At 73.9% G+C, this 21,516-nt stretch carries 19 protein-coding genes and 1 tRNA gene; 9 read left to right on the top strand and 11 right to left on the bottom strand.

Translation table 11 applies throughout. The features are described 5' to 3' along the window. Positions 1-11: 11 nt before the first annotated feature. Positions 12-914 carry an ectoine/hydroxyectoine ABC transporter substrate-binding protein EhuB gene (ehuB, locus tag ACFZAT_RS27705; protein WP_391268279.1) on the bottom strand — a complete coding sequence of 301 codons (903 nt, stop codon included), beginning with the start codon at positions 912-914 and terminating at the stop codon, positions 12-14. Positions 915-1,264: 350 nt separating this feature from the next. Here ehuB and ACFZAT_RS27700 point away from each other — a divergent pair, with 350 nt between their 5' ends. Continuing rightward, positions 1,265-2,047, top strand: a complete 783-nt coding sequence (locus tag ACFZAT_RS27700; RefSeq protein WP_391268278.1) for a decarboxylase — start codon at positions 1,265-1,267, stop codon at positions 2,045-2,047. A 99-nt stretch (positions 2,048-2,146) separates the two neighbouring features. Beyond that, complete coding sequence (locus ACFZAT_RS27695) at positions 2,147-3,259, top strand: MsnO8 family LLM class oxidoreductase (protein WP_391268277.1); 1,113 nt, start codon at positions 2,147-2,149, stop codon at positions 3,257-3,259. Positions 3,260-3,262: 3 nt separating this feature from the next. Here ACFZAT_RS27695 and ACFZAT_RS27690 read toward each other — a convergent pair whose 3' ends face one another. Then, the gene (locus ACFZAT_RS27690; RefSeq protein ID WP_391268276.1) at positions 3,263-5,035 is read right to left on the bottom strand and encodes an EAL domain-containing protein; all 1,773 of its coding nucleotides are present in this window, start codon (positions 5,033-5,035) and stop codon (positions 3,263-3,265) included. 491 nt (positions 5,036-5,526) lie between these two features. Between ACFZAT_RS27690 and ACFZAT_RS27685 the strand changes: the two genes are divergently transcribed. Continuing rightward, on the top strand, positions 5,527-6,741 hold the full coding sequence (locus ACFZAT_RS27685) for a M6 family metalloprotease domain-containing protein (protein WP_391268275.1): 1,215 nt from the start codon (positions 5,527-5,529) through the stop codon (positions 6,739-6,741). Positions 6,742-6,801: 60 nt separating this feature from the next. Here the strand turns inward: ACFZAT_RS27685 and ACFZAT_RS27680 are convergent. The 7 genes from ACFZAT_RS27680 to ACFZAT_RS27650 form a co-directional block, all read right to left on the bottom strand. Beyond that, positions 6,802-6,875, bottom strand: a tRNA-Lys gene (locus tag ACFZAT_RS27680). Beyond that, entirely contained in the window at positions 6,866-7,561 is a 696-nt protein-coding gene (locus ACFZAT_RS27675; protein WP_391268274.1) for a bifunctional DNA primase/polymerase, read from the bottom strand. The genes ACFZAT_RS27680 and ACFZAT_RS27675 overlap by 10 nt, the downstream gene beginning before the upstream one ends. A 169-nt stretch (positions 7,562-7,730) precedes the next feature. Further along, the gene (locus ACFZAT_RS27670; protein ID WP_391268273.1) at positions 7,731-8,078 is read right to left on the bottom strand and encodes a hypothetical protein; all 348 of its coding nucleotides are present in this window, start codon (positions 8,076-8,078) and stop codon (positions 7,731-7,733) included. A 131-nt stretch (positions 8,079-8,209) separates the two neighbouring features. After that, the gene (locus ACFZAT_RS27665) at positions 8,210-9,544 is read right to left on the bottom strand and encodes an AAA domain-containing protein (RefSeq protein WP_391268272.1); all 1,335 of its coding nucleotides are present in this window, start codon (positions 9,542-9,544) and stop codon (positions 8,210-8,212) included. Next, positions 9,541-11,154, bottom strand: coding sequence for a hypothetical protein (locus ACFZAT_RS27660; RefSeq protein ID WP_391268271.1), 1,614 nt, complete (start codon positions 11,152-11,154; stop codon positions 9,541-9,543). Before ACFZAT_RS27660 ends, ACFZAT_RS27665 begins: the two co-directional genes overlap by 4 nt. Continuing rightward, positions 11,145-12,236, bottom strand: a complete 1,092-nt coding sequence (locus ACFZAT_RS27655) for a hypothetical protein (RefSeq protein ID WP_391268401.1) — start codon at positions 12,234-12,236, stop codon at positions 11,145-11,147. Before ACFZAT_RS27655 ends, ACFZAT_RS27660 begins: the two co-directional genes overlap by 10 nt. Further along, positions 12,217-13,188, bottom strand: a complete 972-nt coding sequence (locus ACFZAT_RS27650) for a phosphatase PAP2 family protein (protein ID WP_391268400.1) — start codon at positions 13,186-13,188, stop codon at positions 12,217-12,219. The genes ACFZAT_RS27655 and ACFZAT_RS27650 overlap by 20 nt, the downstream gene beginning before the upstream one ends. Positions 13,189-13,426: 238 nt before the next feature. On the opposite strand from ACFZAT_RS27650, the gene ACFZAT_RS27645 reads away from it, so the two are divergent. Further along, positions 13,427-14,023 (top strand): histidine phosphatase family protein, encoded by a 597-nt coding sequence (locus ACFZAT_RS27645; RefSeq protein ID WP_391268270.1) that lies wholly within the window; start codon positions 13,427-13,429, stop codon positions 14,021-14,023. 75 nt (positions 14,024-14,098) lie between these two features. Here the strand turns inward: ACFZAT_RS27645 and ACFZAT_RS27640 are convergent, their stop codons facing one another. Beyond that, on the bottom strand, positions 14,099-15,454 hold the full coding sequence (locus tag ACFZAT_RS27640) for a tetratricopeptide repeat protein (RefSeq protein WP_391268269.1): 1,356 nt from the start codon (positions 15,452-15,454) through the stop codon (positions 14,099-14,101). 238 nt (positions 15,455-15,692) lie between these two features. Here ACFZAT_RS27640 and ACFZAT_RS27635 point away from each other — a divergent pair, with 238 nt between their 5' ends. Continuing rightward, positions 15,693-16,082, top strand: a complete 390-nt coding sequence (locus ACFZAT_RS27635; RefSeq protein ID WP_391268399.1) for a hypothetical protein — start codon at positions 15,693-15,695, stop codon at positions 16,080-16,082. A gap of 97 nt (positions 16,083-16,179) precedes the next feature. Beyond that, complete coding sequence (locus tag ACFZAT_RS27630; RefSeq protein WP_391268268.1) at positions 16,180-17,067, top strand: fused MFS/spermidine synthase; 888 nt, start codon at positions 16,180-16,182, stop codon at positions 17,065-17,067. Between the two features lie 17 nt (positions 17,068-17,084). Here ACFZAT_RS27630 and ACFZAT_RS27625 read toward each other — a convergent pair whose 3' ends face one another. Further along, positions 17,085-17,624 (bottom strand): hypothetical protein, encoded by a 540-nt coding sequence (locus ACFZAT_RS27625; RefSeq protein WP_391268267.1) that lies wholly within the window; start codon positions 17,622-17,624, stop codon positions 17,085-17,087. A 68-nt stretch (positions 17,625-17,692) separates the two neighbouring features. Here ACFZAT_RS27625 and ACFZAT_RS27620 point away from each other — a divergent pair, with 68 nt between their 5' ends. The 3 genes from ACFZAT_RS27620 to ACFZAT_RS27610 all read left to right on the top strand — a co-directional run bounded on the left by ACFZAT_RS27620 (position 17,693) and on the right by ACFZAT_RS27610 (position 21,399). Further along, a complete protein-coding gene (locus ACFZAT_RS27620) occupies positions 17,693-18,397 on the top strand; it encodes a response regulator transcription factor (RefSeq protein ID WP_073965070.1) in 705 nt (234 codons plus the stop codon). Then, entirely contained in the window at positions 18,394-19,794 is a 1,401-nt protein-coding gene (locus ACFZAT_RS27615) for an ATP-binding protein (protein WP_391268266.1), read from the top strand. Before ACFZAT_RS27620 ends, ACFZAT_RS27615 begins: the two co-directional genes overlap by 4 nt. Positions 19,795-19,923: 129 nt before the next feature. Continuing rightward, positions 19,924-21,399, top strand: coding sequence for a cellulose binding domain-containing protein (locus ACFZAT_RS27610; RefSeq protein WP_391268265.1), 1,476 nt, complete (start codon positions 19,924-19,926; stop codon positions 21,397-21,399). Positions 21,400-21,516: the final 117 nt, after the last annotated feature.

The raw sequence follows: 21,516 nt of genomic DNA, 5'->3' as shown, positions 1-21,516 counted from the left end.
TACCGTCCCTGTCAGCCCTTGCACAGATCGGCCGTCTTCAGCGTGGCCGGGGGCAGCTCGGTCGCCCCGAAGCCGTAGTCGCGCAGCAGCTCCACATAGCGGGACTTGTCGGCGACGATCTTCTTCAGCTCGCGGTTGAACGCGTCGCGCAGCTCCTCGTTGCCCTTGCGGAAGACCGCGCCGCCGGGGCTGTACTGCTTGACGCCGTCCAGCTCGGGCAGGAACGCCTCGGTGACCTCGGTGCCCTCGTTGGTCTTGGCGAGCCAGCGCAGTGAGATCCCGGTCAGCAGGAAGGCGTCGATCCGGCCGCCCTTGACCGCGTCCGCGCCGTCCTGCGGCTTCTGCAGCGTCTTGATCTTTTCCTCGGGTATGCCGGCGCCCTTGGCGTACGAACCCTCGACCGCGCCCGCCATTACCCCGATGGTGATCCCGGCCTCCTTCGCGGAGGCGAGGTCGGTGACCTTCTCCGGGTTGCCCTTCTTCACCATCATCGCGGTCGGCGAGATGAACTCCGGCTCCGAGAAGAGGGCGTTGGCGCACCGCTCCGGGGTGATCGCCATACCGGCGCTGACCACGTCGTACTTGCCGGCCTGGAGACCGGGGATCAGGCTGTCCCACTCGGAGAGGGTGGGCTTCAGCTCGTCCACGCCCAGCGCCTTGAAGATCTCGCGGTGCAACGTGGGCGCCTCGCCCTTGAGTTCCTTGCCCTCCATGTAGCCGTACGGCGCCTCGTCCGCGTAGGCGACCCGTACGAAACCCTGCTTGCGGAGCTTTTCCAGCGCGCCTTCGCCGTCGGCGGAGCCCTCACCGGTCTTGCTGCACGCGGCGAGGAGGCCGGGGACGACGAGCAGACCGCCCACGGCTGCCGATCGGTTGAGAAATCCCCGGCGGGACAGGTTCGGGAAGTCAGCCATGGTTCGCAATCTCCTGAAGGGTTCGAACAGTCCGGACAGGCTTGGCGCCTGCCCGATCCGGGGTTTCTATTCAGGAAGAAGGCGCATGTAATCGAACGGTGGCCGGAGGGTGACCTTCCCGTGTCCGCGAGCGGGCCGGAAGGCAGTGTTTGTGCGAGATGTCCCGCATCCCGGCTCCGTACCGCGACGGATGCCCGTCCGGCCGCCGTTCATGCGCGCCTCCGCCGCCCGGGGCGATAACCGGGCCGGATGGCGGAATACTGGAACAGGAGCGGGGAAACCGGTCAGTGCCGCCGCGGTTCCGCGCGGCACGGACGCAGGCGCACAGCAGGCGCAGAGAAAGGGTGGACATGACGACCGTCGGATTCCTCTACCCGGGCCACTTCGCCGAGGACGACTACCCGCGGATGGAGATCCTCCTCGACAGCACCATCAGACTCGTCGTCCACCACACCGAGAGCCCGGACGCCGGCTACCGCGAGGAGCCCCTGAGCGCCCTGGGCACCCCAGGCCGGCTCGCCGCCGGCATCGAGGAGCTGCAGCGCTCCGGGGTCCAGTCCATCGTCTGGGCGTGTGACGGCGGCAGCTTCCTGTACGGCTGGCAGGGCGCCCACGACCAGGTCGCGGCCCTCGCCCGGGCGGCGGGCGTGCCCGCCTCCAGCACCTCGATCGGCTTCGTCCACGCGGTCCGGAAGCTGGGTGCCGAGCGCGTCGCGGTCGCCGCGACCTACCCGGAAGCGGTCGCCGAACGGTTCTCCGCGTTCCTCCGGGAGACCGGCATGGAGGTGACCGGCACCCACGCGGCGGGCGTCACCGAAGCCGCGGAGGCCGCCGCCTGGAGCGCGGAGCAGGTGCTCGACCTGGCCAGGGCCGCCGACCGCCCCGAGGCGGAGGCCGTGCTGATCCCCGACACGGCCCTGCACACGGTCTCCCACCTCACCGAACTGGAGGAGGCGCTCGGCAAGCCCGTCCTCACCGCGAACCAGGTGGCGGCCCGCGAGGCCCTGCGCCTGGCCGACCGCCCCGCCTGGGCTCCGAGGCTCGGCGCGCTCTTCGCCCACCGCGAGCAGCCGCCGGCCCCGGTGAGCTGGGGGAGCGGACGGGCTTACGCGCACGGGAAGAAGAGCCAGTAGGAGCGGTGGCCGGGGCGGGCCCGGAATAAACGGAGCCATCCTCCTGTTCGTGCTCTCCGGACATACGAGCAGCGACGCGCACCACCGGAGAGGCCAGACGTGGACGAGATTCGAGGCGACGAGATCCAGGGCGACGAGATCCGGGGCACGGCCCGGGGCACCGCCCCCGTGCCGCTGTCCGTGCTGGACCTGGTCACCGTCGGCCAGGGCCGCACGGCGACCCAGGCCCTGCGCACCGGCGTGGAGATCGCTCAGCTCGCCGAGCGCCGGGGTTTCCACCGCTACTGGGTCGCCGAGCACCACTCGATGCCCGGCGTCGCCTCCTCGTCCCCGGCCGTGATCCTGGCCCACACCGCCGCCCGCACCGAGCACATCCGGCTCGGCTCGGGCGGCGTCATGCTGCCCAACCACGCCCCGCTCGTCATCGCCGAGCAGTTCGGCACCCTGGAGGCGATGGCCCCCGGCCGCGTCGACCTCGGCCTGGGGCGCGCGCCCGGCACGGACGGGGCCACGGCGGCGGCGCTCCGGCGCACGGACCGGCTCAACGAGGGCGCGGACGACTTCCCGCAGCAGCTCATGGAGCTGACCCGGTTCCTGGACGACGACTTCCCCGACGGGCACCCCTACGCCCGCATCCACGCCGTCCCCGGACCCGTCCAGGCCACCGCCGAGGGCGGCGTCCAGTCCCCGGCGCGCCCGCCCATCTGGCTGCTCGGCTCCTCCGGCTTCAGCGCCCGGCTCGCCGGGGTGCTCGGCCTGCCGTTCGCCTTCGCGCACCACTTCTCGGCGCAGAACACCGTGCCGGCCCTGGAGCTGTACCGGGACTCCTTCAAGCCGTCCACGGTGCTGGACGCGCCGTACGCCCTGATCGGCGTCGCCGCGCTGGCCGCCGACGACGAGCGCGAGGCCCGGCGCCAGGTGCTGACCGGCGCGCTCTCGATGCTCCGGCTGCGGTCCGGGCGGCCCGGTCTCGTCCCGACGCCCGAGGAGGCGGAGGCGTACGCCTTCTCGCCGATGGAGCGCGAATTCGTGGACAACTGGCTGGTCAACATCGTGCACGGCACCGCGGACGAGGTCCGCTCCGGCCTGGACGACCTGGCCAAGCGCACCGGCGCCGACGAGCTGATGATCACCGCCAACGCCCACGGCGGCGAGGCCCGGCTGCGCAGCTACGGCCTGATCGCCGACGCCTACGGCATGCCCCGGCTGTAGGGATCACGCCCCCGGGGCGCGGGTTCCGATCAGTTCGGCGATGCGTTCCGGGGCCACCGCGCGCGAGTAGAGCCAGCCCTGTCCGGTGTCGCAGCCGATCCGGCGCAGCCGCTCCGCCTGGCCCGCCGTCTCCACGCACTCCGCCGTGACCGTGAGGCCCAGCCGGTGGGCCAGCTCGACCATGGCCTCGACGATCGTCTCGTCGGCGGGGCTGGGATGCGTGCCGTCCTCGTAACGGAAGCCGCGCACGAACGCGCCGTCCAGCTTGAGCACGGACACCGGGAGGCGGCTCAGGTAGGCGAGGTTCGAGTAACCGGTGCCGAAGTCGTCGATGGCGATGCGCACCCCCATGTCGCTGAGCGCCTGGAGGGCCCGCAGCGGGCGGCCCGCCGAGCCCATCACCGCCGACTCGGTCAGCTCCAGCTGGAGCAGCGCCGGGTCGAGCCCGGTCTCCGCCAGGATCTCCGCGACATCGGTGACCAGGTCGGAGTCCCAGACCTGGCGCACCGCGACATTGACGCTGATGAACAGCGGCGGCCGCTCCGGGTGGTCCAGCTGCCAGCGCCTGGCCTGGCGGCAGGCGGAGCGCAGCACCCAGCGGCCGAGCTGCACGATCGAGCCGTCCTCCTCGGCGATCGCGACGAACCGATTCGGCGAGAGCATGCCGAACTGCGGGTGGTTCCAGCGCACCAGCGCCTCGACCCCGCGCACCACCCCGTCGGCCAGGCCCACCAGCGGCTGGTACTCGATGGTGAACTCGCCGCGCTCCACGGCCGGTCGGAGCGTGGACGCCAGCGCCTGCCGGGTCATCCGGTGGGCGTTGCGCTCCGGGTCGAACAGGGTCCAGCGGGCCTTGCCGTCCGCCTTCGCCCAGTACAGCGTGGTGTCGGCGGCCTGCATGAGCCCGGTGGCCGACGTGCCCGCGACGGGCCGCTCCACCACCCCGATCGACGCCGACACCGAGAGCCGCTGCCCGCCGAGGTCGAACGGCTGCTGGAGGGCGCCCAGCACCGTGCGCGCGAGGCCGGTCAGCTGCTCGGTGCCGGTGGACTCCTCGACCAGGACCGCGAATTCGTCGCCACCGAGCCGGGCCACCAGCGGGGCACCGGACGGGTACGCCCCCTCCTGCTCCGCGCAGTCCGTGAGCCGGGCGGCGACGGCCGCGAGGAGCCGGTCGCCGATCCGGTGCCCCAGCGTGTCGTTGACCGCCTTGAAGCCGTCCAGGTCCAGATAGCACAGCCCGACGCGGGAGCCGGCGCCGTCCTCGTGGGGCGGGGTGCGCAGGGCCGCCGACAGCCGCTCGAAGAACAGCGCCCGGTTGGGCAGCCGGGTCACCGGGTCGTGCATCTGGAGGTGGCGCAGCCGCTTCTGGAGTTCGCGCCGGTCGCTGACGTCCGCGACGGAGAGCAGCACCTGGCCCGGCGCCTCGGCGCGGGGCGCCTGCCGGGTGTCGGACAGCGGGACGACGGTGATCTCGGCCCACAGCGAGCGCCCGTCGGGGTGCTTGAGGCGGCGGGTGCAGCGGAAGCGGGAGCGCCGGCCGTGCAGCACCTCGCGGTACGCGTGCCAGGCGCGGGCGTCCGCCGCGAGGTCGACCAGATCGGCCGCCGACTGCGCGGCGAGCGCCGCCGCCCCGGTGCCCGCGAGCGCGCCGAGCGCCTCGTTGGCGGTGACGATCAGACCCTCGTGGTCGACCACGGCCATCGGCAGGGTCGCGGCGCGGAACGCGGCCCGGTAGTCGTGCGCCTCGGCGGCGGACGCGCCGGGCGGCCCCATTCGGTGACTCTGCGTGATGCCGGGTCGCTGTGCGGAGGGCGCCTCGGGCCCCGGCCCTTCGGAGGTTGCGCTCACCGTTCGCTCCGCCCTGCAGTTCTGTCCCGGCCATCTCCGGCCGGACTGCCCGCCGCGTGGAGTGCCGTCGTCGGAGGCGGAAACCGTGCGGGAAAGCGAGGTGAAGCATAGAGGGAGCGCCCGGGGCCGATCCAGCGCCCGGCCCTCGGACGCCCCGCTCACGACTCGCACGGCCCATGCGGACGCGGATCCGGTTTGCCCCCGACTGATTGATTCTGAGCACCTCTGTTCTCTCGCGTTGCGTAGGTGATCGATTGTGACTTTCTGTGAAGAGAGTGGGTGCCGAGGCGCCCGACACGACTGGGGTAGTCCGGCGTGACGAAACGGCCATAACCCCACAAGGTGGACGGGAGGGTTCCAGGTGTCCGCTCCCCGTACCGGAGGTCGATGTGCCGCGTCAGCCCGGGCCCCCAGGGGTGGAGAGGCCCAGTCCGCGCGGGCTGGCCGCCGGGCTCGTCTCGCTGCTGGCGCTCGTCGCCACCTCCCTCGTCGCAGGGCCCGCTGCCGCCGCCACCGGGGACGCCACCCCCTGCGCCCTGCCCCGCACCCCCGCGCACCACTCCCTCGGCGTCGACCGCTGGAACGGCGCCTACCCGCGCCCCGACCGCGCCCTGGACGCGGTGATGGTCTTCCTGTCGTTCCCGGACGCCCGGCCGGCCACCACCCCCGCCGAGCTCACCGCCGACTACTTCCCGGCCACCACGCAGTTCTTCGAGCGGGCCTCGTACGGGAAGTTCACGCTGCGCCCGCACCCGCAGCGGGAGTGGATCCGGATGCCGAAGCCCTCGACCTGGTACGGCATACAGCGCGACTGGGCCAGCGACCGGCGCAGCGCCTATCCGCGCGACGCGATCCGCGTGGCCGACAAGCGGGTCGACTTCTCGCGGTACGACATCGTCTACCTCGTCGCGGACCCGGACGCCCCCGGCGTCGACTCGGACGCCACCAAGGTCGTCAACTTCGACCGGCCGCTGCACGCCGACGGTACGGACATCCGGCGCGTCGTCACCGTCTTCGAGCAGCACCCGCCGGACCACAACGTGCTCGCCCACGAGACCGGACACGTCTTCGACCTGCCCGACCTCTACCACCGGCCCACCGACGGCAAGGGCGACTGGGACACCTATGTCGGCGACTGGGACGTCATGGGCAGCCAGTTCGGCCTGGCGCCGGACCTCTTCGGCTGGCACAAGTGGAAGCTGGGCTGGCTGGACGACCGGCAGGTGGTCTGCGTCCAGAGCGACCGCGTGGTGACCCTCGAACCGATGGCCGACGTGCCCGTGCCCGGCGCCTCGCTCGGCACCCGGCTCGCCGTGATCAGGACCGGCGAGGGCAGCGCGGTGGCCGTCGAGGCGCGCGGCTCCACCGGCAACGACCTCTCGACCTGCGCCGAGGGCGTCCTGCTCTACCGGGTGCGCAACGAGACCCCGTCCGGCGGTGGCCCGGTCGAGGTGCTCGACACGCATCCGGACAGCGACGCCTGCTGGGAGCGCTCGGTCTACCCGCCGCTCGCGGACGCACCGCTGCGCGTCGGCGAGACGTACTCCGTGCCCGGGGCGCACGCCACGGTGGAGGTCGCGGACCGGACCCCCTCGGGGGCGTACACGGTCCGGATCACGACGGGCACCTGACCGGCCTGTCCCAGGGACACGAAGAAGCCCCCCGCTTGCGCGAGGGGCTTCTTCCGTCTGTGCGCCGCCAGGGACTCGAACCCCGGACCCGCTGATTAAGAGTCAGCTGCTCTAACCAACTGAGCTAGCGGCGCCTGCTGACGTCGTAGACCTTAGCACCCGGATCGGTGAGAGGAAAAATCGAAATACGAGGCGTCGGAGCGGGCGCCGAGCGGGCCACCCGGACGCACGCCCACAGCAGGACGTCCGGCCCCGGCAGCCACGGCGTCCGGGTGTCCGGGGCCACCAGCCAGCGGGGCCCCGCGTACTTCTCGTCGCAGGTCAGGGGCGGGACCGTCACCGCGTCCCCGGTGCCGTGACAGAGCAGCGGGGGCACCTTCGTACCGCCGCCGTTCCGGCTCTGCGGGCCGCCGCCCCACTCCTCCCAGTCCAGCAGCGACGGCAGCCGCTGGGCCGTGCCCGGGGACGCGAAGAGCAGCATCCGGCCCCGGTGCGCGGCGACCGGGCCCGAGCCCGGACCGTCCGCCCACAGGTGCTCCAGCATCCGGCGCCCGAACAGCGTCGGCACGTTCACCACGTCGAACGCCGTGCCGCACGGCAGGACCCCGGGCGCCGTCGGGCGCGACTCCCACTGCGCCAGGGCGCTGCGCGGGTAAGCCGTCGCCCCGGCCAGCCACGCGGCACCGGCCGCCGTGACCTGAGCCGTCTGGTGCCGCGCGGGCTCGCGCAGGGCGGCGAAGAGGTCCGCCTCGTGGCCGGCGGGGAGGCAGGGTCCGTCGCCGTGGTGCAGGGTCGTTTCGTCGGGCAGCCATGCGGTCATGTGCACAGGTCTACCGGGAGTGATCAACCGGATTCCGAGAGTTGCCGGAAATCGGGACAGGAGAACCGCGCGAGGAGTATGGTTCGCCGGGCATATGCCGGACGGTGGTACCCGGGGCCCGTACCCAGGGCCTCTCGCGCGGACCCGGCCATGATCGGCAAGACGCCCCCTAGGGCCTTTCGTTTGGATCAGGCTGGATCAGGGTGCGGCCGAACTCGACCATCTTCTTCGCGTAGTCCTCGGTCCACTCCGCGCGCCGCGCGATGTCCGCCGTGGTCAGCCGGTCGAAGCGGCGCGGATCCGCCAGCTGCGCCGCCGCTATCGCCTGGAACTCGACCGCGCGGTCGGTCGCGGCGCGGAACGCCAGGGCCAGCTCCGTCGCCCGGCCCAGCAGCTCCTGCGGATCGTCCATCGACTCCAGGTCGAAGAAGTGCTCCGGGTCCGCGACGGCGGCCGCCGGCTCGAAGAGCAGCGGTGCGGGGCGCAGCCGCCGCTCGCCCTGTTCGGGTTGTGCCATGTGGTCTTCCTCCTAGGGGCTGTCGTGCATCGGACGGCCCGACGGCCACACCTCATTGTCCCGTCCGCCGCAAGGGCGCAGAAGTCCTCGTCGCCAGGGCGTGTGCCCGCCCGGCCGTGCCCCCGGCGCACTCAACAACTCCAGGGCACCCGGTGTTCCGCCAGATGCGCCAGCACCGCGTGGTTGGCCTCCCAGCCGTCCGGGAACTTCACCGTGACGCCCAGCTGGACCGGTTCCGTCGACGGGTGTTCGTCCAGGAGGTCCGCCACGCCCTCCCGGCAGACCACGATGCACGCGTGCCGGTGCCGGGACGCCAGGACGCACAGGCGGCCCGTCTCCAGGTGGAACGCGGTGGCGTCCGGCCGCCCCGACAGCGGGTGCAGCACCACCGTCACATCGAACTCGCGGCCCTGGAGCCGGTTCGCCGTGTCCACCGCGACCCCCGTCACGCCCAGCTCCGCGAGCGCCGCGCGCACCGCCGCCGCCTGGTCGCGGTGGGCCGTGCCGACCGCCACCCGGTCCGCCGTCACCGGGGCCGGACCGGGCGACCGCTCACTGGTGGCCGCGCCGCCCCGGTCCAGCAGCCGGCGCACCACCAGGGCGACCGCCCGCACCGCCTCCGGGTCGGTGCGCGGGGTGTGCCGGGCCGGGAGTTCGAGCAGCCCCCAGCCGGACTCCGCCGCCTCGTCCAGCACCCGGTCCGCCGCCGACCCGTCCGACGCGACCCCGAAGGACAGCCGCCGGTCGCCGTGGTCCGTGCCGCTGCGGAAGGGGGTGTACGGGTAGAACGCGTCCGACACCAGGGGCGCGGCCGAGGCGGGGAGCCGCCAGGAGACCGGCAGCCGGTGCTGCGGCAGCTCCGGATTGTGCGCGAGCAGGGTGCTCACCGCACTGGCCGAGGGGTCGTAGCTCAGCCCCGCCCACTGGTCCGCGCCGACGATCGAGAACGGGTCCAGCTGGCCGGGATCGCCCACGAACAGCGCCCGCTCGAAGAGCCCGGCCACGGCGAGCAGGGCGTCCGAGCGCATCTGGTAGGCCTCGTCCACGATCGCGTGCCCCCACGGCTCCACGTTCTTCACGTGGGCCCACTTCGCCGCCGTCGAGATGACCACGTCGAGCCCGGCCAGATCCGCCGCCTTCGCCGACTTCCGTACGTTCGCCAGGCCGTCGAGCACTTTGTCGTACGGATCGGAGTCGCTGCTGTGCAGCCGGCCCACCGGCAGCTCGGGCTCCTTCTCAGCGAGCCGCACCACCAGGTCGTCCACCTGCGCGTTCGTCTGCGCGACCACCATCAGCGGGCGGCCCGCCGCGGCCAGCTCCAGCGCCGCGCGCACCACCAGCGTCGACTTGCCCGCGCCCGGCGGGGAGTCCACCACGACGCCCCGGGCCGTGCCGTTCAGCGTGTCGTCCAGGATCTTCGCGGTGGCCAGGCCCGCCGCCGCGCCCGGGTCGAATACGGCCGTCACAGCAGGTCCTCCGGGGTCACGGGATCGGGCAGCTCCGGTGCTTCGAGGCCGCCCGGCGGACCGCCGTGGGTCCACGGCGTCTCCTCCGCGTCCGGCAGCTGCGGCCCGCCGCGCTGGTCGTGCTCGAACAGGGTCCAGGCGATCCGGTCGCCCGGCTCCGGGACCGACCCGGGCGCCGGCTCCTTGCCGCGCCCCATCCGGTCGGTGATCCGCAGCACCAGCGAGCGCGCGCCGCCCTCCTCCCCGTCCGCCGGGCCGTACGCGACGAACTCGGCGGTCTGCGGTTTGCCGTCGAGCGAGCGGTAGACCTTCACCCCCGCGCCCAGCTGCGGCCGCTCCTCGGTCTGGACCGTGACCAGCGGGCGCGGCGAGGGCCGCTTCGACTCGCTGTACGCCATCTCCACCGCGCCGACCTCGGCGATGAACGCCTCACCGGCGAGCCGCCGGCCCGCCAGCACGAGCGGATCGTCCAGTGCCTCCTGCGCCTCCAGCTGCGCCTGGGCCGTCTCCCGGGCGGCCAGCTTGCGGGCGGCCGTCACCGCGTCGTCCCGGCGCGGCTGGGGCGGCTCACCGGAGCGCACCCGGTCGCGCTGGGCGGTGAACGACCAGCGGTCCCGGGTCCAGCGGTCCCCGGTCCTGGACCCCTCGGGCAGCTCCCGCAGCAGGTCGAGGCCCCGCCACACCGCGTCCCAGGTCGGCAGCAGCACCCCGGCGAGCAGCGCCCTGATCTCGCGCTCGGCCCCGGACAGCTCGGCCAGCCGGGCATCGGCCGCGAGCCCGTCCTCGGCCGCCGCGAACGAGGCGCGCGCCCGGTCGTACTTCTCGATCGCCGGGGCCAGCAGCCGGTTGTCGAAGTCCGGGTCGGTGGCCGGGCCGGCCGGCGGGCACAGCAGCTGACCCGCCTCGTCCCGGGCCAGCTCGGCCCGGAGCGCCGCCTCCGCACCGGACGCGCCGGCCGGCGGATCGATCCAGGCGAGCAGGGCGCCCAGGTGCTGGTCCTCCAGATTCGACTGGCCGGTCGCCCAGTGCCGGTTCAGGAGATCGGTGCAGGCCTGCAGGAGGGACGAGCCGGGGACCCGGGCCCGCTCCCCGTAATGCGTCAGCCAGCGGCCGAGCAGCGGGACCCGGGCGGGCGCCGGATACGGCGTGTCCGGGTCGTCCTCGGCGGTCCGCCGGAAGCGCATCGAGCGGCCGAGCAGCCGGACGAACTCGATGCCCGCCCGGCTCGGGACGACGATCTGCGCCGCGTCCACGCACAGCTCCGTCTCGACCTTGACCCGCTTCCCGGTCGCCGGATCCGTCTCGCCCCGCTCGGCGGGCTCGACGACGTCCGCGTACGCCTCGATGTGCGGCAGGACCGCCTCGGCCAGCTCGGCGAGGAACGCGAACCGCAGGTCCCGGTCGCGCGGCTGGGCGACGGCCAGCAGCCGGGGCGCCTCCCGGTCCGTGCCGACGAGCGCGCCGAGCGGGGCGCCCGCCTCGCCCGCCGTGGTCAGCGGCACCAGGACGAGCGGCCGGTCGGTCAGCCGGCGGTGGCGCACGGTGGCCGTCGGCCGCGCCCGGCCGCTCTCCACAGCCTCCAGCCGAGCCAGGGTGGTGATCAGCGACATGCGGCGCGCCCCTCCAGTGCCTCGGCGCGCAGGGCCGCCGCGCGGCGCAGGGCGGCGACCGCGGGATCGGCCGGGTCGCCCTCCTTGCCCGCGGCCGCCGCCAGTACCCCGGCGACCGTCGTCAGGCCGCCGAGATCGCCCCGCACCCCGCGCCCCAGCGCCTCCACGGCGCCCTCGGACCGGGCCCGGGCCCGGCAGTGGAAGGCCAGCTCGCAGGCGGACAGGCACTCCGGCGCATAGGCCGCGGCGACCGACTCGACCGCCGACTCCAGGTCCTCGGGGGAGCGCTCCGGGTCGAACGAGGCGCCCTCGGGGAGGGCGGCGGCGATCTCCTCGACGCGGGTGAGCCGGGTCAGCTGGCGGCGGGTGACGGCGCGCTGCTTGCGTACGTCCACGACGGAGGCGGCCGGCAGGTTCGAGAAGTCCTTCGGGCACACCAGCAGCACCCGGTGCCCCACCCGCGCCCCGTCCGTGACCTCCGCGACCCGTTCGAGCGCCAGCACGTACACCGCGGACTGGCGGGCGGCCGCGCCCACCTTCGCGGCGTCCGCCGAGCCGTCGATCATGGGGAACGACTTGATCTCGACGACCGTCCAGGTCCCGTCCGGATGCACCACGACCGCGTCCGGCTCCAGATAGGCGGGGGAGCCCGCCACCTCCAGGGCCAGCATCGGGTGGTCGAGCAGCGCCCAGCCGCCCGCCCGCGTCGCCTCCCGCAGCGCCAGCGCGGTCCTGGCCGCGCGGCCCTCGGGCCCGGCGGCCGTCAGATCGGGCGTCGCCACCTCGCGCGGCGGTTCACCGGAGCCGCCGAGCCGCTCGTGCAGCAGCCGCATCAGCTCCGTACCGCCGTCGGCCTTCACCCGGGCCTCGAAGGCGTTGCCCCGCATGAAGGCGAACTGGGACTGGCCGAACGGCGCCGGTGAGCCCAGCGCGGAGGCGAGCGCGCCCTTGTCGACCCCGGCCCCGTCGAGCAGGGCGCGGCGCTTGCAGCCCGGGTTCGCGGCGAGGGCGGCGAGCGCGCGGGCATCCAGCGGACGCGGGGCGACCGCCGGGCCTCTCAGCTCAGCGAGTCGCTGCCGCAGGGTCCCCGTCGGGGGTGCGTCCTGTCCGGTCGGCGCCGTCGGCCCGGGCAGGCGGGCCGGCCGCTGCTGCCGCGTCGGATGGTTCTGCGGAGGAGGTCCGCTGGCCGGGGATTCGCTCACCCGCCGAAGTCTCGCACCCGGCACTGACATCCGGGGACTCCGTCGGCGCGGAAGCCCGCGAGAAGCGGGGCAGGACCGCGGCCTTGACCCGGTCGGCGAGCCGCATCACGGGCCGGGCGAGCAGCGCCCCGACACCCATCACGGCGCAGCCGGCGACCGCGTCGAGCAGATAGTGGTTGGCGGTGCCCATCACGACGAACGTGGTGATCAGCGGGTACACGACGCCCGCGGCGCGCAGCGCGGGGTGCTTGGCGTGGCGCCACAGCAGGATGCCGCACCACAGCGCCCACCCCACGTGGAGGCTGGGCATCGCCGCGTACTGGTTGGTCATCCCGCCCATGCCGCGCGGGGCGCTCGCCTCCGCACCCCACCAGCCGTACGAGCTGTACTGCGCCATCGTGTCCACGAACCCGTACTTCGCGTCCAGCAGCCGCGGCGGGCAGGTCGGCATCAGCGTGAAGCCGATCAGACCGAGCATCGTGGAGGTCATCAGCCAGGTGCGGGCCCTGCGGTACGCGGCCGAGTGGCGGCGGAACATCCAGATGAGGACGGCCGGGGTGACCACGTAGTGCAGGGAGGCGTACGCGAAGTCGGACGGTATGCCTATGGAGGGGTGCGCGGTGAAGAGGCGGTTGAGCGGGTGCTCCGCGTTCAGGAACAGCGCCTTCTCCAGGCGCAGGATGCTCAGGCCGTGGTCCACGGCGGTGGACACGTCACCGCGTGCGAGGAGGCGGCCGCCGGAGTACGCCGCGTACACCAGGGCCAGGAGCGGCAGCTCCGTCCACCAGCGGGGCCGGTGGCGCGGAGCGGGCGCGGTGGTGGCGTGCGGCATCCGGAACTTCTCCATCACGTGTTCATGCGGCCGACTGCGGGCGTTCAACCGTACGGTGCGCGTCGGGCGCGTGTCCCCCGGGGGTGTGGTCGGCACCCCTCAGCTGCGTCGATTCGTCTGTGCTCAGTGGGACGCCGTCGCGGCCCGCCGGGTTGCCTCATGGGCAGATACGGGATGATGGGAACAAGGTCTCAGATTCCGCATCCCAGGTCCCAGCTTTTTCAGGGAGAACCCTTTTATGGCACCGCGCATCCTGCTCGCCCGGCACGGACAGACGGAATGGTCCCTCAACGGCAGGCACACCGGCAGGACGGACATCCCGCTGCTCGACGCCGGACGCGAGGGGGCCAAGCTGCTCGGCGAGCGGCTGCACCGGGGGCCGTGGACGGATCTCGACGGCCTGGAGGTCCGCACCAGCCCGCTCGTCCGCGCCGCCGAGACCTGCGAGCTGGCGGGCTTCGGCGACCGTGCCGAGCGGTGGGACGCGCTGATGGAGTGGGACTACGGGGCGTACGAGGGGATGACGCCGGCCGAGATCAAGGCGGGCCGTCCGGACTGGTTCATCTGGCGCGACGGGGTGCCGGAGGGGGAGAGCACGGCTCAGGTGTCGGCCCGGGCCGACGCGATCGTGGAGTGGGCGCGCTCCGCCGACCGGGACGTCCTGGTCTTCGCCCACGGCCACATCCTGCGGGCGCTCGGCGCGCGCTGGCTCGGCGAGGACATCGCCTTCGGCGCGCGCATCTGGCTGGCGCCCACGTCGCTGTCGGTCCTGGGCTGGGCGTACGGCGCCCCGGCGATCCAGAAATGGAACGACACGGGGCACCTCGAGCGGTGAGCAGTAGGGCTTTCAGCCCGTCCGGCGGTTGAGGACGGAACCGGTCGGCCCGGACCGGGGCGCGGGGTTCCGTCCTCACACGCCGGACAGGCTGGGGGTGACCCGGTCCAGGAAGGCGCGTACCGGGGAAGTCGCCCCCGTCCGGCCCCCCAGGGCCCCCACCGTGTCGTGGAGTATGGCGCGGATGCGGGAGGACTGGACGTCGTCCAGGAGGTCCAGGACCGCGTGGCCGGCCGCGGCCGCCTCCTCGGGGCGGCCCCCGCGGGCCAGGTCCCAGGTGAGCTCGGCGCGGTACAGCGCGAGGTTCCGGGTGAAGTGGGGATCCTGCAGCCGGACCGCCAGGTCCGCATGGCGCGCGGCCCGGGCCCAGTCACCGAGCGCGGCCCAGCACTGGGCCTCCAGCATCTCCAGCTCCGCCTCGCGGAAGAAGCTCATCCACTCCGGGTCCGCCCCCGAAGGTCCCAGCGAGAACGCGGCGTGCGCCCGTCCGAGCGCCCGTTCGCAGCCCGTGCGGTCCCCGAGCCCCGCCCGGCCCCCCGCCTCCCGCAGCGCGAGCAGCGCCCGCAGCCGGGGCGAGCCCAGCGGCTCGGCGGCCCGTTGCCCGGCCTCCGCCGCGCGCACCGCCTCACGCGGCCGCCCCGTGTCGCGGGCCAGGAACGACACATTGCAGAACGCGTGCGCCTCCAGCGCCGGATCACCGGCGACCCGCGCGGTCGCCAGCGCCTCCGCGTAATGCGAGCGGGCGTCCTCGAAGCGGCCCGAGTCGTGGGCCAGCCAGCCCACGGAGATGGCCAGCTCACCGGCGCCGGAGTGCAGCCGGTCCGCCGTGGAGCGCCGGCTCACGGTCCCCGCGTCGAGCAGCGCGTACGCCGCCCGCAGGGGCTGCGAGGCGCGCCGGTAGAGCCAGTCGCCGCCGTGCCGGTCGTCCAGCACCCGGATCTGCCGCACCGCCCGTTCGACGGCGCTCACCTCCGTATCGCCGACCCGGCGTTGCAGGGGCAGGGCGGCGGCCGGGCCGCCTGGGACCAGCCCCAGGGAGACGGCCGCCACCGCGGTGGTGCCGCTCGTCATGAACACGCGACGCAGCACGTCGCTCTCCTCGTCGTCGCCACCGGGGTCCGGCGGCGGGGCAGTGGGGGGCGGGGCGTCCGCCGCGGACCTGGCCGCCCGCCCGCGCACCGAAGCGCGGGGCGAGAAGCCCAGGTCCTCCAGGGTCGTCCCGGGGAACATGTGCAGGAAGACCCGCTCGTAGGCGTAGTTGGGACAGCGGATCTCGCCGGATTCCACGCGCCCGATGTAGCGGGCGTCGCACGCGACCTGCTCGCCGATCTCGCGAGCGGACCTGCGTACCGCGGCAGCGAACTCCCCGGCGGAGCGCGGGCCGCGCAGCCGCCGGAAGGCGAGGTTGGGAACTGCCCGTGTCGACACCATGGCATGGCCCTCTCGGTGCGAGCCGGGCGTTGTTTCCGGTGTCCCGGCGGAGCAAGAACGTACCTGCTGTAACGGAGCACACACGCAGCGTTTCCGGATGAACCGGGCATCTCGGCCGCGATCCGCCATGAACTGCCACCCTTTGCGGCGGTGTCGCACCGTAGCCCTTGACGCGGTCGGGGCGTTGGTCCCTGTGGAGACGGAGTACGGCTCCGGCGATGAGAGGAGAGGTCCCTTGTTGCACATCGATCTGCCAAACGGCGGCACCGCGGCCGCCGAAGAGCCCTGCGATCTGGTGACCGTGCCCGCCCGGCAGGGCCTGGAAGCCGTGGACATCCTGCGCCGGGGCGCGGCGCGGGACGTCGTGGGCCCGGTCATCCACGACGGCACCTGCGACACCCTCGGGTTCCTGGTGCCGCCGGGCACCGCGCAGGGCTGGGACGTGCCCGGCAGCGCGTGTACGCGGACCGACGGCCGGGGGCTGCGCATCCCCGCCGAGCCGCCGGTCTCCGGCAGCGGCTGGCTGCTGCCGCCCGCCGCGGACACCCCGGTCACCGACCCGGCCGTGCTGCGCGTCGCGCTCGACCAGGCGGCCCGGCTGATCGAGGCCGCCGACAACTGCCGCTGAGCCGCGCCGCCCCCGCCGCACCGATAATGGCCGGACGGCGGGCCGCGCGGATCGGCCCGTCCCGGACACGATGAGCAGTGGGCAGGGGCGAGAAGCAGTGGCACGTCGAGGAGCGGCCGGCGACCGCAAGGGGCGCGCGGGCCGCGCGGCCCCGGAGAGCAATGTCTCCGAGCCCGTGGACGGCGGTCTCGCCGAGCTCGTGCCCGACCGGGAGCGCCGGCGTGCCTGGACCCTGACGATCGACGGGGCCCCGCAGTCGCACGTGGACCTCGACGATCCGACGTACCTCTCCTTCGAGTACCAGCGCCGCATCGGCCACATCGCGGATCTCGTCGCGCCCGCCGGGCAGCCGCTGCACGTGGTGCACCTGGGTGGCGGGGCGTTCACGCTCGCCCGGTACATCGCCGCCACCCGCCCCCGGTCCACCCAGCAGGTCGTCGAGGTCGACGCGGCGCTCGTGCAACTGGTCCGCCGCGAACTGCCGCTGGACCCGCAGGCCAGGATCCGGGTCAGGTCCACCGACGCCCGCGCGGGGCTCGGGAAGATCCAGGACGGCTGGGCCGACCTCGTCATCGCGGACGTCTTCAGCGGCGCCCGCACCCCGGCCCACCTGACCAGCACCGAATTCCTCGCCGAGGTGCGCAGGGTCCTGAAGCCCGGCGGGAGTTACGTCGCCAACCTCGCGGACGGACCGCCGCTGGCCCACCTGCGCGCCCAGATCGCCACCGCCGCCGCGGTCTTCCCCGAACTCGCCCTCGCCGCCGACCCCACGGTGTGGCGGGGCCGCCGCTTCGGCAACGCCGTCCTGCTCGCCTCCGACACCGCTCCGGAGATCGCCCAGCTGACCCGGCGGGTCGCGACCGATCCGCACCCCGGACGCGTCGAACACGGCCGCGCCCTCGCGGACTTCACCGGCGGCGCGGCCCCGGTGCACGACGCGGACGCGCGCCCGTCGCCGCCGCCGCCCCCGGACGCCTTCAGGTGACTTCTTCTCCGTACGGGCTACGAGTTGACGATGTCCACTTGGGGCGCGTGATCGTTCCAGGTGCAGAAGACGGAGACCGTCGTGCCGTCGTCCCGGGCGAAGTTGACCCGAATCCACGTCGTGTTGGACCACACCTGCATCGACCAGCCCGGTTCCGGGGTCGCCGAGACCAGCTCCGCCGAGGCGGCCCCCATCTCGAAGACGACCCGGCCGCCGTCGGTCGCGTAACTCCGCGCCTTCCCGGCCGCGGCGGTCGTCCCGGACGCCGGGCGCGGGGTGTTGGGAGCCGGGGTGTGTGACGGGGACGGCTTACGCGAAGAGGGCGCGGGCGGCTTCGGGGCGGTGGCCCGGGGCCTGGGGGACGGCGAGGCCGAGGGCGCCGGGCGGTGCGTCGAGGACGTCAGGCTCTCCGTGGTCGGCGCCGCGACCGGCACCGCGCGCGGCGGGTCGTACACCGTGCCCGCGAGCACGGAGTGCACACCCCACCACGAGACCGTGACCGCCGCGCCGGTGGCGAGCGACCACGCCAGCGCGTGTACCAGACCTCGTTGCATCATCAACATCCTGCACCACGAACCGGGTGGACGGGGCACCCGGGCGGACCGGATGGCGTACGGTGCCGCCCATGCCCAGTGTGCTCGTGGTCGAGGACGACCAGTTTGTACGTTCCGCCCTCATCCGGCACCTGACGGAGGCCGGTCACACCGTACGGAGCGTCGGTACCGCGCTCGAAGCCTTGCGCGAAGTCGCCCACTTCCGTTTCGACGTGGTCATTCTCGACCTCGGGCTGCCCGACCTCGACGGATCCGAGGCCCTGAAGATGCTGCGCGGCATCACCGACGTGCCCGTCATCATCGCGACCGCCCGGGACGACGAGAGCGAGATCGTCCGGCTCCTCAACGACGGCGCCGACGACTACCTCACCAAGCCGTTCTCCGTGGAGCACCTGTCGGCCCGGATGGCCGCCGTGCTGCGCAGGGCCAGGGCCGCCGGCGGCGAGGCCCCGCCCCCGCGCGTCATCCAGGTCGGCGGGCTCTGCGTCGACCCGCTGCGCCGGCAGGCCGAACTCGACGGCACCGCACTCGACCTCACCCGCCGCGAGTTCGACCTGCTCGCCTTCCTGGCCGGGCGCCCCGGCGTCGTCGTCCCCCGCCGCGAACTCCTCGCCGAGGTCTGGCAGCAGTCCTACGGCGACGACCAGACCATCGACGTCCACCTCTCCTGGCTGCGCCGCAAGCTGGGCGAGACCGCGGCCCGGCCGCGCTATCTGCACACCCTGCGCGGCGTCGGCGTGAAGCTCCAGCCCCCGGCACCGGAGCAGCCGGCATGAGATGGGCGCTGGTCAAGGTCTGCCTGGCCGTCACCGCCATGGTCGTCATCGCCTTCGCCGTGCCCCTGGGGCTCGTCGTCAAGGAGATGGCCCGCGACCGCGCGTTCTCCGACGCCGAACGGCAGGCCGCGACGATCGGCCCGACGCTGTCCATCACCACGGACCGGACCCAGCTGGAGAAGGCCGTCCTCACCACCGAACCGGGCGCGGCGGGACGGATGGCCGTCCACGTCCCGGCCTCCGGCGAGCCCGACGGCATCGCGGTCGACATCGGCAAGGGCCATGCCACCCGCGAGGAGCTGGAGGCCGTGCGTGTCTCGGGGCGGGCCACGATCATCGGGGTCACCGGCGGCTCCGTGCTGCTCCAGCCGACCGCCGTGGGGCCCAGGGACATCGCGGTCGTCGAGGTGTTCGTCCCCGAGGCCGCCGTGTCCCACGGGGTCACCACCGCCTGGCTGATGCTGGCGGGCGTCGGCGTCGCGCTCGTCGTCGGCTCGGTCGCCGTGGCCGACCGCCTCGGCATCCGCATGGTCGAGCCGGCCCGCCGCCTCGCGGGCGCCGCCCACGACCTGGGGGAGGGGCGGCTCGGCACCCGCGTCCCCGAGGAGGGCCCCGACGAACTGCGGTCCGCCGCAGTCGCGTTCAACTCCATGGCCGACCAGGTCGTCCAGCTCCTCGCCAACGAACGCGAACTGGCCGCCGACCTCTCGCACCGGTTGCGCACCCCGCTCACCGTCCTGCGGCTGAACGCCGCCTCGCTCGGCGAGGGGCCCGCCGCCGAGCAGACCCGGGCGGCCGTCGAACAGCTGGAGCGCGAGGTCGACACGATCATCCGGACCGCCCGCGAGCAGCGCCCGCAGACCCAGCCGGGCGGTCCGGGCGCGGGCTGCGACGCGTCCGAGGTGATCCGCGAGCGGATGGCCTTCTGGTCCGCGCTGGCCGAGGACGAGGGCCGCGAGGTGCGCCTCGCCGGGGTGGACCGCACGGTACGCATCCCGGTCGCCCGGCCCGAACTGGCGGCCGCCCTCGACGCGTTGCTCGGCAACGTCTTCCGGCACACCCCGGAGGGCACCGCCTTCGCGGTCGACGTGCACCACAGCGGCGACGCGGTGATCGTGCTGGTCTCGGACGCGGGGGGCGGGATCGCCGACCCGAAGGCGGCCCTGGCGCGCGGCGGGGCCCGGGACGCGGTGGGCTCGACCGGGCTCGGGCTCGACATCGTGCGCCGGGTCGCCGAGTCCACCGGCGGTGATGTGCGCATCGGCCGCTCGGTGCTGGGCGGCACGGAGGTCCGGGTCTGGATCGGGCTCGACGGACAGCGCCCGCAGGGCGGCGGACGGGGCCACCGGGTCGGTCGCCAGCGGCGTCGCAGGGGCGTGGGCCGGGCCAACCTTTAGCCCGGCCGATGCGCTCCTTAAGGCAGTCCTAAGAACCTCAACCCCGGCCCGGCTCGCCCCATTTGCCCGTTCCGCAGCCGCTAGCGTGCTCCCGCATCCCCCACTCCCGTACGACGAGGCAGGAACGCGATGGGCACCAGTACGCACCGGCGCACGATGGGCACCAGGACCAAGGTGATCGGCTCGGTCGTCGCGGCCGCGGTGATCGGCGGGACCGTGTTCGCCCTCACCGGGACGGCGCAGGCGTCGGCGGTCGGCGCCGCGTACACCCGTACCAGCGGCTGGACCGGCGGCTACACCGGGCAGTACGTCGTCACCAACGACACCGGCTCGGCCAGGACCGACTGGGCCCTTGAGTTCGACCTCCCGGCGGGCACGAAGCTCAGCTCGCTGTGGAACGGCGAGCAGACCGTCAGCGGCAACCACGTCACCGTCCGCCCCGCGAGCTGGAACAAGCAGCTGGCCGCCGGGCAGTCCGTCACCGTCGGTTTCGTCGCCGCGTCCGACGGCACCGCAGCCGACCCCACCGGCTGCCTGATCGACGGCGCGAAGTGTTCCGTGGACCCCGGCGCGACCCCCGAACCCAGCGGCCGCCCGACCGAAACGGCCACCCCCACCCCCACGGCCACCCCCACCCAGAAGCCCACCGAGTCGGCGACCCCGACGCCGACCCCCACCCCCACGAAGACCGACGACGGCGGTGGCACCGCGAGCGGCGCCCGCTTCGCCCCGTACGTGGACACCTCGCTCTACCCCGCGTACGACCTGGTCGACACCGCCGGCAGGACCGGCGTCAAGCAGTTCAACCTCGCCTTCATCACCTCCGGCGGCAGCTGCGCCCCGCTCTGGGGCGGCGTCACCGGCCTCGGCGACGACCACGTGGCGTCCCAGATCGGCGCCCTGCGCGCGGCCGGCGGCGACGTCCGGGTCTCCTTCGGCGGGGCGGCGGGATCCGAACTGGCCCTGCGCTGCTCCTCGGCGGCCGACCTCGCCGCCGCGTACGGCAAGGTGGTCGACACCTACAAGCTGACCAAGGTCGACTTCGACATCGAGGGCGGCGCGCTCCCCGACACCGCCGCCAACACCCGCCGCTCGCAGGCCATCGCGCAGCTCCAGAAGGCGCACCCCGGCCTGGACGTGTCCTTCACGCTGCCCGTGATGCCCGAGGGCCTGACCCAGCCCGGCGTCGACCTGATCGCGGACGCGAAGAAGAACGGCGTGGACGTCGGCGCCGTCAACATCATGGCGATGGACTACGGCGCCTCCTACAGCGGCGACATGGGCACCTACGCCGTCCAGGCCGCCACCGCCACACAGGCCCAGATCAAGGGCGTGCTCGGGCTCTCCGACGCCGACGCGTGGAAGGCCGTCGCCGTCACCCCGATGATCGGCGTCAACGACGTCAGCACCGAGGTCTTCAAGGTCGAGGACGCCACCCAGCTCGTCGCCTTCGCGAAGGAGAAGGGCCTCGCCTGGCTCGCGATGTGGTCGGGCACCCGGGACAAGGAGTGCGCGGGCGGTGCCAAGCCCACCGCGGACGCCTCGTGCAGCTCGATCACCCAGGAGCCGCTCGCCTTCACCAAGGCGTTCGGCGCGTACAAGTAGGACCACGCAGGACCACACCCCCTCCGCGCACCCCGGCCCGGCCCCCCTTCCCCCCCCCCCCGGCCGGGGTGCGCGCCCCACTGCCCCCGGCCGGGGCGAGCACCCCCCCTTCCTCCC

Source organism: Streptomyces sp. NPDC008163 (assembly GCF_042956885.1).
Lineage (GTDB): Bacteria > Actinomycetota > Actinomycetes > Streptomycetales > Streptomycetaceae > Streptomyces > Streptomyces drozdowiczii_A.
This window is presented reverse-complemented; position numbering and strand designations above follow the sequence as displayed.

What these genes read in the sequence shown, in the direction of transcription:
- ehuB (WP_391268279.1), bottom strand. Translation starts at nt 914, where the DNA reads ATGGCTGACTTCCCGAACCTGTCCCGCCGGGGATTTCTCAACCGATCG.
- ACFZAT_RS27700 (WP_391268278.1), top strand. Translation starts at nt 1,265, where the DNA reads ATGACGACCGTCGGATTCCTCTACCCGGGCCACTTCGCCGAGGACGAC.
- ACFZAT_RS27690 (WP_391268276.1), bottom strand. Translation starts at nt 5,035, where the DNA reads ATGGGGCCGCCCGGCGCGTCCGCCGCCGAGGCGCACGACTACCGGGCC.
- ACFZAT_RS27675 (WP_391268274.1), bottom strand. Translation starts at nt 7,561, where the DNA reads ATGACCGCATGGCTGCCCGACGAAACGACCCTGCACCACGGCGACGGA.
- ACFZAT_RS27670 (WP_391268273.1), bottom strand. Translation starts at nt 8,078, where the DNA reads ATGGCACAACCCGAACAGGGCGAGCGGCGGCTGCGCCCCGCACCGCTG.
- ACFZAT_RS27660 (WP_391268271.1), bottom strand. Translation starts at nt 11,154, where the DNA reads ATGTCGCTGATCACCACCCTGGCTCGGCTGGAGGCTGTGGAGAGCGGC.
- ACFZAT_RS27650 (WP_391268400.1), bottom strand. Translation starts at nt 13,188, where the DNA reads ATGCCGCACGCCACCACCGCGCCCGCTCCGCGCCACCGGCCCCGCTGG.
- ACFZAT_RS27645 (WP_391268270.1), top strand. Translation starts at nt 13,427, where the DNA reads ATGGCACCGCGCATCCTGCTCGCCCGGCACGGACAGACGGAATGGTCC.
- ACFZAT_RS27640 (WP_391268269.1), bottom strand. Translation starts at nt 15,454, where the DNA reads ATGGTGTCGACACGGGCAGTTCCCAACCTCGCCTTCCGGCGGCTGCGC.
- ACFZAT_RS27625 (WP_391268267.1), bottom strand. Translation starts at nt 17,624, where the DNA reads ATGATGCAACGAGGTCTGGTACACGCGCTGGCGTGGTCGCTCGCCACC.
- ACFZAT_RS27620 (WP_073965070.1), top strand. Translation starts at nt 17,693, where the DNA reads ATGCCCAGTGTGCTCGTGGTCGAGGACGACCAGTTTGTACGTTCCGCC.
- ACFZAT_RS27615 (WP_391268266.1), top strand. Translation starts at nt 18,394, where the DNA reads ATGAGATGGGCGCTGGTCAAGGTCTGCCTGGCCGTCACCGCCATGGTC.
- ACFZAT_RS27610 (WP_391268265.1), top strand. Translation starts at nt 19,924, where the DNA reads ATGGGCACCAGTACGCACCGGCGCACGATGGGCACCAGGACCAAGGTG.